The 17,474-nt window shown below is 67.7% G+C and carries 15 protein-coding genes; 6 read left to right on the top strand and 9 right to left on the bottom strand.

Going from position 1 to position 17,474, the window contains the following annotated elements; all coding sequences use genetic code 11:
- Positions 1-54: 54 nt before the first annotated feature.
- From OIK44_RS15465 to OIK44_RS15450, 4 genes are all read right to left on the bottom strand, one after another.
- The gene (locus OIK44_RS15465; protein WP_273671875.1) at positions 55-1,689 is read right to left on the bottom strand and encodes a methyl-accepting chemotaxis protein; all 1,635 of its coding nucleotides are present in this window, start codon (positions 1,687-1,689) and stop codon (positions 55-57) included.
- Positions 1,690-1,929: 240 nt separating this feature from the next.
- Complete coding sequence (locus OIK44_RS15460; protein WP_273671874.1) at positions 1,930-2,448, bottom strand: GNAT family N-acetyltransferase; 519 nt, start codon at positions 2,446-2,448, stop codon at positions 1,930-1,932.
- Between the two features lie 72 nt (positions 2,449-2,520).
- Positions 2,521-3,798, bottom strand: a complete 1,278-nt coding sequence (locus OIK44_RS15455) for an amidohydrolase family protein (RefSeq protein ID WP_273671872.1) — start codon at positions 3,796-3,798, stop codon at positions 2,521-2,523.
- Between the two features lie 20 nt (positions 3,799-3,818).
- Positions 3,819-4,070, bottom strand: a complete 252-nt coding sequence (locus tag OIK44_RS15450; protein ID WP_273671871.1) for a DUF2164 domain-containing protein — start codon at positions 4,068-4,070, stop codon at positions 3,819-3,821.
- 304 nt (positions 4,071-4,374) lie between these two features.
- Between OIK44_RS15450 and OIK44_RS15445 the strand changes: the two genes are divergently transcribed.
- The 4 genes from OIK44_RS15445 (at position 4,375) to OIK44_RS15430 (ending at position 10,887) form a co-directional block, all read left to right on the top strand.
- Positions 4,375-4,929, top strand: a complete 555-nt coding sequence (locus OIK44_RS15445) for a phasin family protein (protein ID WP_273671869.1) — start codon at positions 4,375-4,377, stop codon at positions 4,927-4,929.
- A gap of 147 nt (positions 4,930-5,076) precedes the next feature.
- Positions 5,077-6,831 (top strand): ATP-binding cassette domain-containing protein, encoded by a 1,755-nt coding sequence (locus OIK44_RS15440; RefSeq protein WP_273671867.1) that lies wholly within the window; start codon positions 5,077-5,079, stop codon positions 6,829-6,831.
- Positions 6,815-8,599 (top strand): ABC transporter ATP-binding protein, encoded by a 1,785-nt coding sequence (locus OIK44_RS15435; protein WP_273671865.1) that lies wholly within the window; start codon positions 6,815-6,817, stop codon positions 8,597-8,599. The genes OIK44_RS15440 and OIK44_RS15435 overlap by 17 nt, the downstream gene beginning before the upstream one ends.
- Before the next feature lie 197 nt (positions 8,600-8,796).
- Positions 8,797-10,887, top strand: a complete 2,091-nt coding sequence (locus tag OIK44_RS15430) for a tetratricopeptide repeat-containing diguanylate cyclase (protein ID WP_337587204.1) — start codon at positions 8,797-8,799, stop codon at positions 10,885-10,887.
- A gap of 466 nt (positions 10,888-11,353) precedes the next feature.
- Here the strand turns inward: OIK44_RS15430 and OIK44_RS15425 are convergent, their stop codons facing one another.
- The 4 genes from OIK44_RS15425 to OIK44_RS15410 all read right to left on the bottom strand — a co-directional run bounded on the left by OIK44_RS15425 (position 11,354) and on the right by OIK44_RS15410 (position 13,153).
- A complete protein-coding gene (locus tag OIK44_RS15425; protein ID WP_273671863.1) occupies positions 11,354-11,683 on the bottom strand; it encodes an apolipophorin in 330 nt (109 codons plus the stop codon).
- A 105-nt stretch (positions 11,684-11,788) separates the two neighbouring features.
- Positions 11,789-12,262, bottom strand: a complete 474-nt coding sequence (locus OIK44_RS15420) for a cache domain-containing protein (RefSeq protein ID WP_273671861.1) — start codon at positions 12,260-12,262, stop codon at positions 11,789-11,791.
- Positions 12,263-12,446: 184 nt separating this feature from the next.
- Positions 12,447-12,896 (bottom strand): hypothetical protein, encoded by a 450-nt coding sequence (locus OIK44_RS15415; RefSeq protein ID WP_273671859.1) that lies wholly within the window; start codon positions 12,894-12,896, stop codon positions 12,447-12,449.
- A gap of 20 nt (positions 12,897-12,916) precedes the next feature.
- Positions 12,917-13,153, bottom strand: a complete 237-nt coding sequence (locus OIK44_RS15410) for a hypothetical protein (protein WP_273671857.1) — start codon at positions 13,151-13,153, stop codon at positions 12,917-12,919.
- Between OIK44_RS15410 and OIK44_RS15405 the strand changes: the two genes are divergently transcribed.
- Positions 13,152-14,210 (top strand): M29 family metallopeptidase, encoded by a 1,059-nt coding sequence (locus tag OIK44_RS15405; protein ID WP_273671855.1) that lies wholly within the window; start codon positions 13,152-13,154, stop codon positions 14,208-14,210. The genes OIK44_RS15410 and OIK44_RS15405 overlap by 2 nt on opposite strands.
- Before the next feature lie 90 nt (positions 14,211-14,300).
- Entirely contained in the window at positions 14,301-15,140 is an 840-nt protein-coding gene (locus tag OIK44_RS15400) for a phytanoyl-CoA dioxygenase family protein (RefSeq protein ID WP_273671853.1), read from the top strand.
- Here OIK44_RS15400 and OIK44_RS15395 read toward each other — a convergent pair.
- Entirely contained in the window at positions 15,137-17,446 is a 2,310-nt protein-coding gene (locus OIK44_RS15395) for a CHASE domain-containing protein (protein ID WP_273671997.1), read from the bottom strand. The two genes, OIK44_RS15400 and OIK44_RS15395, sit on opposite strands and share 4 nt — an antisense overlap.
- Between the last annotated feature and the right edge of the window lie 28 nt (positions 17,447-17,474).

Below are 17,474 nucleotides of genomic sequence, written 5' to 3'. Positions count from 1 at the left end.
GCGGCGTCGCGGCGCCGCCGCGACACGCGGGACGCGGGACGCGGGACGCGCGAACTAGCCGGCGTGGCGCAGCGCCGCCGGGGCGTGGCCGCGCGCGGCCGGTGCCGGCCGCGCCGCCGTGTCGTGCAGCTTGAAGATGGCCACCGCCTCGGCCAGGCTGGCGGCCTGCTGCTGCAGCGCGTCGGCGGCGGCCGCCGCCTCCTCGACCAGCGCGGCGTTCTGCTGCGTCACGCTGTCCATCTGGTTGATGGCGATGCTGATCTGCTCGATGCCGTCCTGCTGCTCGCCGCTGGCGATCGACATTTCGCCGATGATGCCGGTGACGCGCTGCACGCTGGCGACGATTTCGCTCATCGTCTGGCCGGTCTGGCCGGCCAGGCGGCTGCCGGCGTCGACGCGCTGCACCGAGTCGCCGATCAACTCCTTGATTTCCTTGGCGGCGGCGGCCGAGCGCTGCGCCAGGTTGCGCACCTCGGAGGCGACGACGGCGAAGCCGCGCCCCTGCTCGCCGGCGCGGGCCGCCTCGACGGCCGCGTTCAGGGCCAGGATATTGGTCTGGAAGGCGATGCCGTCGATGACGCCGATGATGTCGACGATTTTCTTCGACGAGTCGTTGATCGCGCCCATCGTCTGCACCATCTGCGCGACGGCCTCGCCGCCCTTGCGGGCCACCCCGGAGGCCGTGTCGGCCAGGCGGCAAGCCTCGCCGGCGTTGTGGTGGTTTTGCTTGACGGTGGTGGTGATCTGCACCATCGAGGCGGCCGTCTGCTCCAGCGAACTGGCCTGCTCCTCGGTGCGTGAGGACAGGTCCAGATTGCCGCTGGCGATTTCGACGGAGGCGCTGGCGATGGCGTCCGTGCCCAGGCGCACCCGGCCGACGATGCGCGCCAGGTTCTCGCTCATCAGCTTGAGCGCGCGCAGCAGCTCGCCGATCTCGTCGCCGCCGCCGGCGGCGACATTGGCGCGCAGGTCGCCGGCCGCCACCAGTTGCGCGACGTCGACGGCGGCGCGCAGCGGCCCCGTGATGCCCTTGATCAGCCACAGCACGGCGGCGCCGCCCACCAGCAGCGTCAGCAGCACCGTCGCGCTCATCGTCAGCGTCGCGCGGCGGTGCGCCTGGGTGTTTTCCTGTGCCATTTCCACCATCAGGCGGCGCGACTGCTCGCCGATGAAGGCGACGATGTCGTCGATTTTCTTCGTCGGCGGCCGGTCCATGCCCTTCACCAGGCCATCGACGACGTGGGCGCTGTCCGGGTTGGCGGCGTCATACTGTTTCAGCGCCGTCAGATAGTTCTTGCCCAACTCGCCGTGCGCCTGGATGGCCTCCGCCACCAGCGGCGTGCTCAGCTTGAGCTGCTCCAGCATTTGGCTCAGCTTGCGCAATTCCTGGTCGGTCGCCTCGCCGCTCTTGACGAAGGCTTGCCGGTATTTGTCGAGGGCGGCCGGGTCATTGCCGCGCAAGAGGATGTTCTTCCACTCCTGCACCTCGATCTTGAATTCCACCTGGGAGCTGCGGGCCGCGTCGATCGCCTCGCTCAAGGCCACGGAGCGCTGCAGCGCGGCGGCGCTGCGGGCGTTGCTGTCGTTGAGGGCGCTCCAGCCGCCGCCGGCGACGACCAGCAGGGCGAGGAAGAAGAACCCTCCCAGCAAGCCCAGACGCAGGCCGATTTTCAGGTTGGCGAGTTGCATGACATTCCCCCAGTCGCGCTATACGGTCGGATACGGGCGGCGCGCGGGCGCGCGCCGGCAGGTTTTTCTCTAGACTGACTACTAAAAGAAAACTATCCAATACTCACACATGGTCAATGCATGATGCGCTTTTGCCGGAAAAAAGCCAAGAACTGAGCTATCTTTGAAACAATTATTTGCCGGGCCGGGGGAGCGCCGCGGCGCCGGCCCGATTGCGCGTTGCGCTCCAGCAACGCCCGTTTATAGCGGCCACTGGTTCGGCTCGCCGAACAACTGGTACATCACATACGCGTCGACATAGCCGAGCTGGGCGTGGCGGAACGCCTTGGGCAAGGTGCCGACGACGGCGAAGCCCAGCTTCTTCCACAGCATCAGCGCGCCGATATTCGTGCTCACGACGAAATTGAACTGCATGGCCAGGTAGCCGCACTGGCGCGCCCGCTCCAGGCAGTGGCGCCCCAGCAGCAGGCCGACGCCGACGCCCTGGGCGGCCGGATCGACCATGAAGGCGGCGTTGGCGACGTGGCCGCCGTGGCCGGGCTGGTTGGCGACGAGGCGGTACATGCCTAGCAGGCGCTCGCCGCCCATGACGGCGACATAGCTTTGCACGCCCGGGCCGAACCAGTAGGCGCGGCACACGTCGGCGCCCGTGTCGGCGTCGAAGGTATAGGTGTCGCCGCCGGCCACCAGCGCCTGGAAGATCGGCCACATGGCGGCGAAGTCGGCGTCCAGCGCGGGACGGATCTGAATGTCTTTCAAGGCAACCCCAACTAATGGCGATGCCATATTGTCATGCATTTTTTACATCCAGTCCAGCCCCGGCGCGCGCCCTCAGCCGGGGCGCAGGCGGAAATCGACGCTGGCCGGGCGGCCCGGCAGGCGCAGGCTGGCGCCGGCGCGCGGCGCCTCGCTGAGCACGCGCCCGCGCCGCATCACCAGGCGGCGCGCCGCGCGCAGGCGGATCGCCTCGACGCTGTCGCCGGCGTCGAGGATGACGAGGTCGGCGTGGCAACCGGGCGCCAGGCCGTAGCCGTCCAGGCCGAGGATGCGCGCCGGCGTCGCCGTGACGGCGAGGAAGCAGTCGTGCATGGCCTGCCGGCCCGTCATCTGCGCCACGTGCAGGCCCATGTGGGCGACCTCCAGCATGTCGCCCGAGCCGAGGCTGTACCACGGGTCCATCACGCAGTCGTGGCCGAAGGCGACGTCGATGCCGGCCGCCAGCAGCTCCGGCACCCGCGTCATGCCGCGGCGTTTCGGGTAGTGGTCGTGGCGGCCCTGCAAGGTGATGTTGATGAGCGGGTTGGCGATCGCCGCCACGCCGGCCTCGCGCATCAGCGGCAGCAATTTGCTGACGTAGTAATTGTCCATCGAATGCATCGACGTCAGGTGCGAGCCGGCCACCCTGCCCTGCATGCCCAGGCGCTGGCTGTGGAAGGCCAGCGTTTCGATGTGGCGCGACAGCGGGTCGTCCGACTCGTCGCAATGCATGTCGACCATCAAGCCGCGCTCGGCGGCGAACTCGCACAGGATGCGCACGGATTCGGCGCCTTCGGCCATGCTGCGCTCGAAATGCGGAATGCCGCCGACGACGTCGACGCCCATGGCGATGGCGCGCTGCAGATTGGCCAGCGCGCCGGCGCTGCGCAGCACGCCGTCCTGCGGAAAGGCCACCAGTTGCAGGTCGAGGTAGGGGGCGACCCGGCGCTTGACGTCGAGCAGGGCCTCGACGGCCAGCAGGCGCGTGTCGCAGATGTCGACGTGCGAGCGCACCGCCAGCAGGCCGCGGGCGACGGCCCAGTCGCAGTAGCGCAGCGCCCGTTCGATCAGCGCGTCCTGGGTCAGTTGCGGCTTCAGCTCGCCCCATAGCGCAATGCCTTCGAGCAGCGTGCCGGACTCGTTCACGCGCGGCAGGCCGTAACTGAGCGTGGCGTCCATATGGAAGTGGGCGTCGACGAAGGGCGGCGTGACGAGGTCGCCGGCGGCGTCGATTTCCTCGCCGCCGCGCACCGCCAGGGCCGGGCCGACGGCGGCGATGCGGCCGTCGGCGATGGCGATGTCGATGTCGCGGCGGCCGTCAGGCAGGCTGGCATTGCGTATGACCACGTCCATATGGAGCTCCTCTTGCGTGCCTATTTTTTCTTCCAGTAGCCGAACTCGGTTTCATAGCAGACCGTCTCGACTTCGGCGATTTTGTCGTGCATCGCCGCCTGCGCGTCGATGATGGCCTGATTGTAGACAGACGGGCCGATTTCGCGCAAACAAAAATCGAGCAGCAGGCGCGCCTTCAATTCGCCCACCTCCTCGTCCATGTTTTCGGCGCAATAGCGCTGGATCGAGCCCAGCAGACGTTTTTCCACTTCCTGGTTCAATTTGATTGCCATGACTTCCTTCGGTGTTGATGTTGCAGCGCAAAATATCCAGGGCCGTCCGTTTCACGCCATAAAAGTGCCGCATAATCATTGCGTTGGCGCAAACTTCCGGCACGCCGCATTTTTGCTGACGAGAACGCCCAAACAGCCGTCAAAAAAAACTATCACCTGAATGGAAACGCCGCTAGAATATTCGTATTGCGTTGCATCAAAATAGGTTTAACAACGCTGAACCCCCTGCACACCCGGCCGTATTGCCCGCCGCAGCTTGTGCAGAGCGTTTTGCCAGCATTTTAATCCGCACAAGGGAGTAGCCATGTTTCAGATTCCAGAACCGTTTTCAACCTCGGCAAAATTGCAACTTGAAGCACAACTGAAAATCGTCAACACGCTCACCGGCAAAGCATTCGAAGGCGTCGAGAAAATCATCGCCCTGCAATTCGACGCCGGCCGCGCCGCCCTCGAAAACAGCACCCTGGCCGCGCGCCGGCTATTCGATCTGGGCCAGCCGCGCGCGCCGCTCGCGGCGGCCGTGCCCCGCATCGAGGCCGCCCTGCCGGCGCCGCGCAGCGCCATCGTGATCGACGCGGACAAACCGGCGGCGCCCGTGGTGGTGGCCGCCCCTGCCGCCGAGCAGGCGCCGGCCGGCCCGGCCGCCGCGGAAGTGGCGCCGGCGACGGCCGCGCCCAAGCCGGCCGTCAAGGCGGAAGCCAAGGCCGAGGTCAAGGCGGCCTCCGGCACTGCCGCAAAACCGGCCGCCGTCGCCGCCAAGGCCGTCGCGGCGGTCGAGCCGAAAATCAAAATGGTCGCGCCGGCAGTGGCCGCGGCGCCCTCCGCCAAGCCGGCCGTCAAGGCCGCGCCGAAGAAGTAAGCCCCGGCGCGGGCTCGCGCCCGCGCCCCCAGGCGGCAAAATCTTACGGGCTTCGGCCCGTTTTTTGCGTCTGTTGTATCCTACGCCCTGCTTTTCGGCCGCGCGCGCCTTGGTCCGCAGCGCGCGCCCACACACAAGGGTAATGACATGAGTTTATCGAGATTGATCGCCGGCTTCGTGCGGCAGCACTGGCGCGCCTATGCGGCAGCGGCCGTCATGCTGACCGCCATTGCGGCGCTGACCGCCTGGGTGCCGCGCAAGATCGGCGCCATGATCGACGCGATGGCCGCGCAGCGCCTCAGCGGCGACGCGCTGTGGCGGGAACTGGCCACGCTGCTGGCCATCGGCGTGGCCATCTACCTGCTGCGGGTGGGCTGGCGCATCACCCTGTTCGCCGCAGCCTACAAGCTCGGCGTCGGCCTGCGCACGCGCTTCTACCAGCGCCTGGCCCTGCAGGGGCCGGGCTTCTACCAGAAGCAGCGCACCGGCGACCTGATGGCGCTGGCCACCAACGACATCGACGCCATCGAAATGGCCGCCGGCGAGGCGATGCTGGCCGGTTTCGACGGCACGCTGACGCTGGCGATGGTGCTCGGCGTGATGCTGCTGGGCGTGGACTGGCGCCTGGCCTGCATCGCGCTGCTGCCGTTCCCGCTGATGGGGCTGGCCTTCTGGCGTATTTCCAGCCACATCCACACCGCCTCGACGGATGCGCTGCGGCGCTTCAGCGCCCTCAACGACCACGTTCAGGAAACCCTGGCCGGGGTGCGCACGGTGCGCGCGCTCGGCCTCGAACAGCGCAGCAGCGCGCAGTTCGCCGAACTGGCCGGACGCGCCGCCGCCGCCGACCTGACGGCGCAGCGCTGGGAGGCGGCTTACGAGCCGGCCGTCGGCCTGACGCTGACGGCGGCCAGCGTGCTGACGCTGGGCCTGGGCGGTTACCTGGTGTGGCAGCAGCAACTGAGCATAGGCGCGCTGACCAGCTTCTCGATGTACCTGGGGCAGTTGATCTGGCCGATGTTCGCGGCCGGCTGGGTGCTGTCGCTGATCGAGCGCGGCCGCGCCGCCTACGCGCGCCTGCAGCCGGTGCTGGACGCGCCGCTGGCGATCGACGACGACGGCGCCGTCGCCGCGCTGGCGCCCGGCGCGCTGGCCGTGCGCGCGCTCGGCTACACCTATCCGGGCCAGGGCGCCGCCGCGCTGGCCGAGGTGTCGCTGACGCTGCAGCCGGGCCAGACGCTGGGCCTGGTGGGCGCCACCGGCAGCGGCAAGTCGACCCTGCTGCGCCTGCTGCTGCGCCAGCTCGCGCCGCAGCGCGGCACGCTGCACTGGGGCGGCCACGCCCTCGACGACTACACGCTGCAAACGCTGCGCGCGGCGATCAGCTGGGTGCCGCAGGAATCGTTCCTGTTCTCGGCGACGATCGCCGACAACATCGCGCTGGCGCGCCCCGGCGCCAGCCAGCGCGAGATCGAACACGCGGCCGCGCTGGCGGCGATCCACGACGACATCCTGCAGTTCCCGGACGGTTACCAGACCCATGTCGGCGAGCGCGGCATCACGCTCTCCGGCGGCCAGCGCCAGCGCGTCGCCATCGCCCGCGCGCTGCTGGCCGACAGCGCCCTGCTGCTGCTCGACGATGCGCTGTCGGCCGTCGACACCGGCACCGAGACGCGCATCCTGGAGCACCTGGCCGAACTGCGCCGCGAGCGTCCGGAGCGCAGCGTCATCATCGCCAGCCACCGCCTCAGCGCCGTCGTCGGCGCCGACCTGATCGTCGTGCTGCGCGGCGGCCGCATCGTCGAAACCGGCGACCACGACAGCCTGCTGGCCCGCGACGGCTGGTACGCCAGCCAGTGGCGCTATCAACAATTGGAGGCTAGCCTTGACGCCAGCGAATAAACCCGACCCCGCCACGGCAAGACGCCAAAGCACCCAGGCGTTCACGCTGCTGCGCCGCGCCGCCCGGCCCGACCGGCGCCATCTGCTGTGGGCCGTGCTGTGGCTGATCATCGCCGCCGCGCTGGAGGTGGCCGGTCCCATCCTCGGCAAGGCGCTGATCGACGAACACCTGCTGCCGCGCCACCTCGACTGGAACCGCATGGCGCTGCTGCTGGGCGGCTGCCTGCTGAGCGGCTGGATCGCCAGCGGTCTGCGCTATTTGCAGCTGCTGCGCCTGTCCGGACTGGCCATGCGCTCCGTGCAGCGCCTGCGCGAAACCGTCTACGACCACGTGCTGCGCCTGCCGATGGCCTTCTTCGACCGCGCCATCGTCGGCCAGCTGGTCGGGCGCGTCACCAACGACACCGAAGCCGTCAAGTCGCTTTACGTGCAGGTGCTATTCGTCATGCTCGACAACTCCATCGTCCTCGTCGGCACGGCCTGCGCGATGGCCTGGCTGGACTGGCGCCTGATGCTGATCGTGCTGGCCCTGGTGCCGGCCGTGCTGGCCATCGTCTTCCTGTACCAGCGCCGCAGCGCGCCGGCAGTGACGCGCGCGCGCGCCCTGCGCAGCGACATCAACGGCCAGGTGGCCGAGTCGATAGGCGGCATGAGCGTGCTGCAGGCGAACAACGCCGGGGCCCGCTTCGGCACCCGCTTCGGCGCCACCAACGAGGCGCACTATGTGGCGCGGATGGATGAGCTGCGCGCCAACGCCTGGCTGCTGCGCCCGGCCCTGGACATGCTCAACATCATGCTGCTGGCGGCGGTCATCTTCAGCTTCGGCCAGCGCCAGATGGACGCGCTCGAAGTGGGCGTGCTGTACGCCTTCATCAACTACATCGCCCGCGTCATCGAGCCGCTGATCCAGATCACCATGCAGTTCAGCCAGCTGCAGCAATCGGTGGTGGCGTCGGCCCGCGTCGCCGCCCTGCTCGACGAGCCGGGCGCGCCGCGGCACGCGGCCGGCGCGGCGGCGCCGGCCGCGGACGCCGCCGCGCCGGCCGTGGCGATCACGGCGCTGTCCTTCGCCTACGACGGCACGCGCAAGGTGCTGCACAATCTGTCGCTGGAAATCCCGCAGGGCGCCTTCTTCGGCATCGTCGGCCACACCGGCAGCGGCAAATCGACGCTGCTGTCGCTGCTGCTGCGCTTTTACCCGGCCAGCCAGGGCGGCATCGCCATCCACGGCGTGCCGCTCGACGCCATCGACAACGAGCGCTTCCGCGCCGACGTCGGCCTGGTGCCCCAGGAACCCTTCCTGCTGGCGGCCTCGGCGCGCGAGAACATCGACATGGGCCGCGGCTACAGCCAGGCCCGCATCGAGGCGGCGGCGCGGGCGGCGCACGCGCACGACTTCATCATGGCGCTGGAGGACGGCTACGACAGCGCCCTCGGCGAGGGCGGCTCGCGCCTGTCCTCGGGCCAGAAGCAGTTGCTCGCCATCGCCCGCGCCCTGGCCGGCCAGCCGCGCATCCTGCTGCTCGACGAAGCCACCTCGCGCATCGACAGCCAGACCGAGCAGATCGTCCAGACGGCCCTCAACGAATTGCGCGGCAAGGTGACCGTCATCGCCATCGCCCACCGCCTGTCGACGATACGCGAAGCCGACCGCATCGTCGTGCTGAACCACGGCCGCATCGCCGAAGCCGGCCCGCACGACAGCCTGATGCAGATCGACGGCGGCCTGTACCAGCGCCTCTACCTGCTGCAACAACTGGCGGCCTGAACAAAAGGCGGGCATCCGCCCGCCCGGCCGGCGCCCGCTCCCCCGGCGCCGGCGCCGCCCATCCCGCCGGCAAAAAAAACCCTGCGCGGGATGCTATTTCTTTGCTGCAACAAGAATATAATTGACCGCTTATCCAAGTCGCCGACGGCCGCCGCACGGGCCGCGCCAGCAGCGCGACACATACGGGGGGCAGCGCATTGGCAGGGATTACCGAGACGAGCTGGTTAAAGCGGGCGCGCCACGCGCTGGCGCTGTCCTGCCTGCTGCCGGCGCTGGCGTGGGCGCAGACGGCGCTCGACGAGCGCATCGCCGAGATCCGCGAGCAAAGCCGCTTCGTGCCCGACAAGGCGCTGCGCCAATTGCTGCAGATCGAGGCCGAGGCGCGCGCGGCGGCGGCGCCGACGCGCGCCGAGTTCATCGCCCAGCTGAGCATCGCGCGCATGCGCCTGGGCGAGAACGGCGCCGCGCTGCTGCTGGCCGAGGAACTGGTCGCCTACGGCCGGGCCGGCAAGAACGACACCGTGCTGGCCAAGGGCTTGCTGACGAAAGCCTACGTCAAGTTCGCCATGGCCGAGCGGCAGTTGTCGCACCAACTGGCTTTCGAGGCGGAGCGGCTGGCGCGCGGCGGCGGCGACATGCAGTTGCGCGTGCAGACCAGTATCACGGCCGGCGAAGCCTGGGCCGAGGAGGGCAATTTCCCAGCCGCGCTGGCCAAGCTGCAACAGGCCGTCGACCTGGCCCGCCAGTACGGCGCGCCCGGCTCGCTGGCCAGCGCGCTGAATGCGCTGGCCGTGCTGTACACGCAGATGAAGGAGTACGCCAAGGGTTTCGAGGTGCTGGAGGAGGCGCTGCAGGTGGCCGAGCGGCTGCGCTCGCCGGGACGGCTGGCGATCGCCAAGAACACCGAGTACGGCCTGGCGATGGATTCGCGCCAGCCCGAGCGCGGCCAGCGGGCGCTGCTGGAGGCGCTGGCCCTGGAGCGCAAGCTCGACGCCAAGGGCATGATCGCGAAAACCCTGGTCAACCTGTCGGACAGCTACCTGAAGCAGTACGACTACAACAAGGCGCTGCAATTCGCCGACGAGGCCATCGTCGCCGCCGCGCGCATCAACGACAGCATCATCGACGCGACGGCGCGCGTCAACATCGGCCAGGCGCTGATCGGCAAAGGCCGCCTGGCCGAGGGCAAGCAGCGCTTCGCGGAGGGGCTGCGCTTCTTCGAGCTGGCCAACAGCCAACCGGAGATGCAGACCGTGCTGCAGGAATACGGCTCGGCGCTGGAGCGCGCCGGCGACATGGCCGGCGCCGTCGCCGCCTACCACCGCGAACGGGCCATCTCGAACCAGTTATTCGAGCGGCAGCGCCAGAAAGCCGTCTACGAATTGCAGGAAAAATACGAGATGGACAAGAAGCGGCGCCAGATTGAACTGCTGAGCCGGGAAAACCAGGTCAAGGGCGCCGAGCTGGACAACCGCCGCCTGCAGCAGCGCATCTGGTGGTTGCTGGCCGTCGTCTTCGCGCTGGCCTCGGCCGTCGTCGGCCTGCTGTACCGCAAGGTACGCCACGCCAACGTCCAGCTCGAAGTGAAAAACCTGGAACTGAAGCAGCAAAGCTCGCGCGACCCGCTGACGGCGCTGTACAACCGCCGCCACTTCCAGGAATTCATGCGCCTGCACAAACAGGTAGAACAGCGCGGCGCGGGGCCGGCCGACGCCGACCTGGTCGGCGCCCTGTTCCTGCTCGACGTCGACCACTTCAAACACGTCAACGACACCCACGGCCACGCCGCCGGCGACGCCGTGCTGAAGAGCATCGCCGAGCACCTGCGCGTGCTGCTGCGCGAAACGGACATGATCGTGCGCTGGGGCGGCGAAGAATTCCTCGCCTTCCTGCCGGCCGTGCCGCGCAGCGGCATCGACGAAGTGGCGCGGCGCGTCCTCAACGGCGTCGCGGCCCATCACATCGACTACCAGGGCCGGCAGATCGCCGTCAAGGTATCGATCGGCTTCGCGCCCTTCCCGCTGGTGCCGCTCGACCTGCCGCTGCCGTGGGAGCGCGCCGTCAACCTGGTCGACATGGCGCTCTACCTGGCCAAGGCGCACGGGCGCAACCGGGCCTACGGCGTGCGCGGCTTCGCCAAACTGGCGCAGACCTCGATCGAAGCCATCGAACAAGACCTGGAACAAGCCTGGCGCGCCGGCTTCGTCGAACTCAGCGTGGTGCTCGGCGGCGAGCCGGACGCGGGCGGCGCGGCCGCAGCGGCGCCCGAGGCACTGAGCGTCCACTAAGACCGACCAGGGGTCTGACCCGTTCTTGGGGTCTGACCCCAGCTTTTAAATTTCCCGGCGCCAAAAGCCGGGGTCTGACCCAAAGAGCGGGTCAGACCCCAATTCCCCTTACTGGCGCGCCGGCTGCGCCGAACTCAGCATAGTGCTTGGCGGCGCCCGAGGCGCTGAGCGCCCACTAAAGCCGACCAGGGGTCGGACCCGTTCTTTGGGTCTGACCCCAGCTTTTAATTTCCCCGGTGCCAAAAGCCGGGGTCTGACCCAAAAAACGGGTCAGACCCCAATCCCCCTTACTGGCGCGCCGGCTGCGTCGAACTCAGCATGATGCTTGGCGGCGCCCAAGGCGCTGAGCATCCACTAAAGCCGACCAGGGGTCTGACCCGCCCTTTGGGTCTGACCCCAGCTTTTAATTTTCCCGGCGCCAAAAGCCGGGGTCTGACCCAAAAACCGGGTCAGACCCCAATCTCCCTTACTGGCGGGCCTTGCGCGCCGACTCCTGAATCTTCTCGCCGGCCTGCTCAACCTTCTCGCCGACCTTCTCGGCCGCCTTGCCGGCCTGCTCGGTGGCCTCGTTGATCTTTTCCTTGGCGTCCTGGGCCGTGCGGGCGATATTCTCGTTGGCCTTTTCCGCCGCCTGCGTCAGTTCGCGCCCCGTTTTCTCGGTGACCTGGTCGATCTTGCGCCCGACCTGCTCGGCCGGTCCGGCGCCGGCCGTCTCGTCCTTCTTCTGGCAAGCCGACAAGGCCAGCAGCGCCAGGCTGACGGCACAGGCGGCCGCGATGTTTTTACCGATATGCATGATTCCTCCATTTATTATCAGTTCGACACAGCATACACCGCCAGCCGGCGCGCGGGACGAAAAAAAACCCGCCGAGGCGGGCGTGACGCAACGCGGGCCGCGCGCTTACTTATAGATGCCGACGCCGATCAGCACTTCGCCGAACTTCTCGACATAGGTGTTTTTCTCTTCCAGGTTCTTGCTGAGCGAATTCGGCCATTTATAGGTGACCCAGCCCTTGCCGGCCGGGCTGCCGGCCAGCTTCAGGAATTCCTTGATCGGATAGACGCCGCCGGCGTTCAGCTCCAGCAGATTCTTGTTGACCATCTTGGCATTCTGGCCGTGCGCCAGCGCCACGCCGGTGCTGTCGCCCGTCATGCCGAACATGAAGACATACAGGTCGCCCTTGATGAATTCGCCCTTCGGGTCGTTGAACGCGGCGATGGCCTTGTCCTTGCCGTGCTCCTTCAGATAGGCGCCGGCTTTTTTGACCATCGCGACGGCCTCGTCGGCCGTGCCGCGCTTTTCCTGCGCCATCGCGACGCCGCTCAGGCTGAACGTGAACAGGGCCGCCATCAGGATCTGGACCATATTTTTCATTGCATGTCTCCTCGATTCAAAAAGAAAAGGCTGTTTTCCGGCCTCGTGGCCGTGTTATGCAACGCTTCCTTGCGCGCAAGGAAGCGTTGTCAACGACAATAACACATGCAATAGAGCAATATTTATGAAAGCGACAAAAATCGCCGCCGTGTCGGGATTCCCGCCACAGCCGAGGGGGATGGCATCAAGCCTTGGTGCTGTTGTCGACCTTGGCGATGACGGTGCGCGGCACCAGTTCGCTGTCCGGGCAGGTATCCATCGCCTCCGAATACGCCAGCCAGCGCTTCAGGCTTTCCATGCGGCGTATCGTGATGCCCTTGCCGTTGATGTAGCCGATCTGCTCGAAGCTCTCCGGCACGGCCGTCAGTTTCGACACCGTGGGCGCGTTGTCGATCAGCCGGTCGTAAGCCTTGCGCGCCTTGTGCTCCCACTTGGCCAGCGCCGGGTCGTCGAAGCGGTTGCTCTCGAAGTAGACGGTGACGGTGCGGTCGTGATTGGCAAAACCGACAATCGCCGCGCCCTTGCGGATGGTCAGCAAGATATCTTCCTTGACGCCGTTGGCCGGCACGAACACCGCCGCCCTGCCGTCCGCGTCCGGCCGCTCCATCGGTACATCCTGTCCAATCACACTCATTGCAGTATCCCACCATGTTGTTATGTATCGCCAGCAAGGCCGTGCCGCGCCGCCGCGGGATATTGCGCGCGGGCAGCCGACCTTTCCTCCAGAGCTAGCTTTTTCAAATAATACATCGCCCCCCGGCGCCGTACAAGGCCGACGCGCCATTCGCCGCGGCGGGCGAACTTGCGCGTCGACAATACAGGATAGCCGGCCGCGCCGGCCGGGGCTTTATAATGCGCAAGCCCTTCCCCCGCACCGTAGACAAACAACATGACATCGACTCTTTCCGCCAACGACACCAGCCGCCTCGACGCCATCACCGACGCCGCCATCGACATGGCCGCCACCAACGTCGCCGACCTGCTGGCGCTGGCCATCGAGCACGGCCCGCAAGAGCCCGCGCTGGTCGTCTGCGACAGCAACTCCTGGCTCAACGCCGTGCTCACCGAAGCCTACCGCCGCGCGCTGCCGCAGGCCGCCTTCATCGACTTCGGCGAGGTGACGCCGGACCAGGTGCTGGCCGCGTTCGCGCAACTGGCGCCGGGCAGCCTGGTGGTGCTGATCCAGTCCACCAGCTTCCGCCTGGAAGCCTTCCGCATCCGCATCGAACTGTTCAAGCGCGGCCTGAAAGTGATCGAACACGTGCACCTGTCGCGCATGCCGGGCGTGCAGGGGCTGCACTACATCGCCTCGCTGGCCTACGACCCGGCCTACTACCGCGGCGTCGGCCAGGCGCTGAAGGCGCGCATCGACCGCGCCCGCCACGGCATGGTCGACAGCGGCGGCGCGCAACTGGTGTTCGCCTCGCCGTTCGAGCCGGCCAAGCTGAACATCGGCGACTACAGCGACATGAAGAACGTCGGCGGCCAGTTCCCCATCGGCGAAGTGTTCACCGAGGCGCAAGACCTGGAAGCCGTCAACGGCCGCGTGCGCATCTTCGTCTTCGGCGACACCGCCTTCATGGTCAACCGGCCGGCTACGCCGATCACACTGATCATCGAAAAGGGCCGCGTCGCCGGCGCGCTCGACGCCACGCCGGAATTCCAGGCCATGCTGGAGATCATCCGCGCCCACGAGGGCGAGGTGTGGGTGCGCGAACTGGGCTTCGGCATGAACCGCGCGTTCTCGCGCGAACAGATGGTCAACGACATCGGCACCTACGAGCGCATGTGCGGCATCCACCTGTCGCTGGGCGCCAAGCACGGCGTCTACGCCAAGCCGCAATTCAAGCGCAAGGACACCCGCTACCACGTCGACGTCTTCGCCGTCACCGATGGCGTCTACCTCGACGACGAACTGGTCTACCGCGACGGCGCCTGGATCGCCTGAGCGGCGGCCGCGCAGGCGCGCATTGCCATTGCGCGCAATCGGCCCTTCCACCTTACAATGGGGTTTCGTCTTCACTGAGGAACCCCATCCATGCTGACCAGCGAGCAGATCAAGCAATACCGGCGCGACGGCTTCCTGATCCTGCCCGGCTTCAAGAACGCCGCCGCCATCGCCGCCCTGCGCGAGCGCGCCGCACAGATAGTCAGCCAATTCGACCCAAGCGCGAGCCGGGCGATCTTCACGACCCGCGAGCAGGAGAAGAAGAGCGACGACTATTTCCTCGCCTCCGACAACACCATCCGCTGCTTCTTCGAGGAAGAAGCCTTCGGCGCCGACGGCCAACTCAAGCAGGACAAATCCCTGTCGATCAACAAGATCGGCCACGCGATGCACGACTTCGACCCGGTGTTCCGCGCCTTCTCCAGCGACCCGCGGCTGGCCGCCGTGGCGCGCGACCTGGGCCTGGAACAGGCGCAGGTATGGCAATCGATGTACATCTTCAAGCAGCCCGGCATCGGCGGCGAGGTGCGCTGGCACCAGGACGCCACCTACTTCGAGACGACGCCCATCAGCGTCACCACCTTCTGGTTCGCGCTGGAGGACGCCAGCCGCGACAACGGCTGCCTATGGGCCGAACCGGGCGGCCACCGCGGCCCGCTGCGCGAACGCTTCGTCCGCGACGGCGACCGGGTGCGGCTCGAAAAACTCGACGCCACGCCGTGGCCGGACAACAGCGCGGCGCTGCCGCTCGAAGTCAAGGCCGGCAGCCTGGTGTGCTTCCACGGCCTGCTGCCGCACTACAGCGCGCCGAACCGCTCGCCCGTGTCGCGCCACGCCTACACGCTGCACGCCACCGACGCCCGCAGCCGCTACTCGCCGCACAACTGGATACAGCGCGACGCCGCCTTCCCCGTGCGCGGCTTCCTCTAAGCCGGACAGCGCACAGCCGGGGACAGACCACGATTTTCGGGGAATATTCCCCGGAAATCGTGGTCTGTCCCCAGCAGCTCGTCGGCGCTTTCCTGGCTGTGCTCCGGCGCCGTCGTCGGCAGCGTCAGCGTGACGCTGGTGCCGCGCCCCGCTTCGGACTGGATCTCGATGCGCCCCTTCAGCATGCCGGTGACGATGTTGTAGACGATATTCATGCCCAGCCCTGAGCCGCCCTGCCCCATCTTGGTGGTGAAGAAGGGGTCGAACACCTGGTGCAGCGTTTTCGGCGCCATGCCGACGCCGTCGTCGGCGAACAGCAGCCTCACCTGGCCGTTCTCGGCCGCCGTGGCGCGGATGGTGATGACGCCGCTGGCGCGGCCCTCGAAGGCGTGCAGCAGGGTGTTGTTGATCAGGTTGCTGAGCACCTGGCCTACGCTGCCCGGATACGATTCGAAGCGCAGCCGGCGCGGCACGTCGACGCGCACTTCGCAGTTGGCGCGGCGCAGCTGCGCCGCGTAGGTCGCCAGCGTGTCGCGCAGCACCTCGTCGAGGTCGAAGCTGCGCCGCTGGTCGCTGGTCTGGTCGACGGCGACTTGTTTGAAGGAGGTGATCAGGTCGGCCGCCCGCGCCAGCGAGCCGGCCATGATGGCGCAAGCCTGCTTGGTGTCGGCCAGGTAGGCCAGCAGCGCCGAGCGCTTGACGGCGCCGTCGACGAACTGCCGCTCGAAGTCGCAAACGATGTCTTGCAAGGCCGTGGCCGTCAACAGGCTGTTGCCGATCGGCGTGTTGAGCTCGTGCGCGATGCCCGCCACCAGCGAGCCGAGCGAGGCCATTTTTTCCGACGTGATCAGATTGTTCTGCGCCTGTTTCAGCGTCGCCAGCACGGCCGCCAGGTCGTCGCGCGCCGCCTCGACATTGGCGGTCTGCTGCTCCAGCTCGGCGACGCTGTGCTGTAGGCCGTCGCGGGCGTCGAGCAGGGCCGCCTCGGCGCGCTTGCGGTCGCTGACGTCGTGAATCACCCAGATGCAGCCCTTGGCCGGATTGTCCGGGTCGAGCGCCTTGCCGTTGATCATGCACCACAGCGGCGTCCCCACCTTGCACACCAGTTGCAGCTCGCCGCGCCGGCCCTGGCCGTCCGCGTCGCAATCGAAGGGGTCGGCCTGCGCCAGCGCGGCGCGCGGCAGCAGCGCGCTGGTCGGCAGCCCGTTCAACTCGCCCGGCCGGTAACCCATCATCTCCTCCAGGCCGCGGTTGCAGCGCAGGATGAAGCCGCCCGAGAACAGGCCGATGCCGACGATGGCGCTATCCTGGAAAGCGCGCTGCTCGTGCAGCGTCGCGCTGAGCGTATCGGCCAGGGCGCGGCGCCGCTGCGAGGTCAGCATCAGCGCCGCGATCAGGGCGCTGATGATGGCGCCGGCGCCGCCGATGACGGCGATGACGGCGCGGTTGCGGCCGTAACGGCTGCCGTCGTAAGCGCTGAACGTCAACTGCCACTGGCGCTGGCCGACGTTAACGCTGGCGCGCGCGCGCAGTTGCGGCAGCGCCGCGCCGCCGGCGCCGCCTCCCGGCTGGTTGGCGCTGTCATACATTAGCAACACCCGGCCCGCCCCGTCGCCGGCATAACCGCCGTCGTGGATGCGCAGCGCCATATGCGGCAGCATCTTCGCGTCGACCACCTCGCGCATCAGATTATTGACGCGGAAAACGATGGCGACGAAACCGCTCAGCGCGGCCTGCCGCTGCGCCACCGTGTCGAGCGGCAGGCCGCTGCGGTACACGGGGGCGCGCGCGACAAAGCCCGGCTCGCCGCTGGCGTCCTGCACCAGCGCGATGCGCTCGGTGGCGATGATCGCGCCGCTGTCGCGGCCCATTTCCAGCGCCCGCGCATGCAGCGGCAGCGCCGCCAAGTCAAGGCCGAAGGCGTTTTCGTTGCCCTGCATCGGCTCGGAAAAATCGATGACGAAATGCTCGTCGCGGGCCACCGCCGGGTGGACCTTGAAACGGGGATAGCCGCCCGGGCTGATGCTGGCATCGGCGCGCACGGCCGCCGCGTAGGCGTCGAGGCCGGCGCCGGGCACCCGGCGCACGAACTGGATCGCCTGGAAGCCGGGGTAGCGCTGCGTCAGCTTCAACTCGCCGATGAAGCGCGCCAGTTGCGCGCGGCCTACGCCGTCGCCGACGGCATGCATGGCCTTCACGCTGAGCAGCACATCGAAATACGTTTGCAGCCGCAGGCGGGTATCGTGCGCGATCTTCTCGCTGTCGCGCTGGAAATTGGCGCTGATTTGCCTATCCTGCACATCCATCACAAGCAAACAAATCCACACAGTCGTG

The organism is Janthinobacterium fluminis (genome assembly GCF_028595325.1).
Lineage (GTDB): Bacteria > Pseudomonadota > Gammaproteobacteria > Burkholderiales > Burkholderiaceae_D > Janthinobacterium > Janthinobacterium fluminis.
The sequence above is the reverse complement of the archived record's forward strand: the minus strand, read 5'-3'. Positions and strand labels throughout refer to the sequence as shown.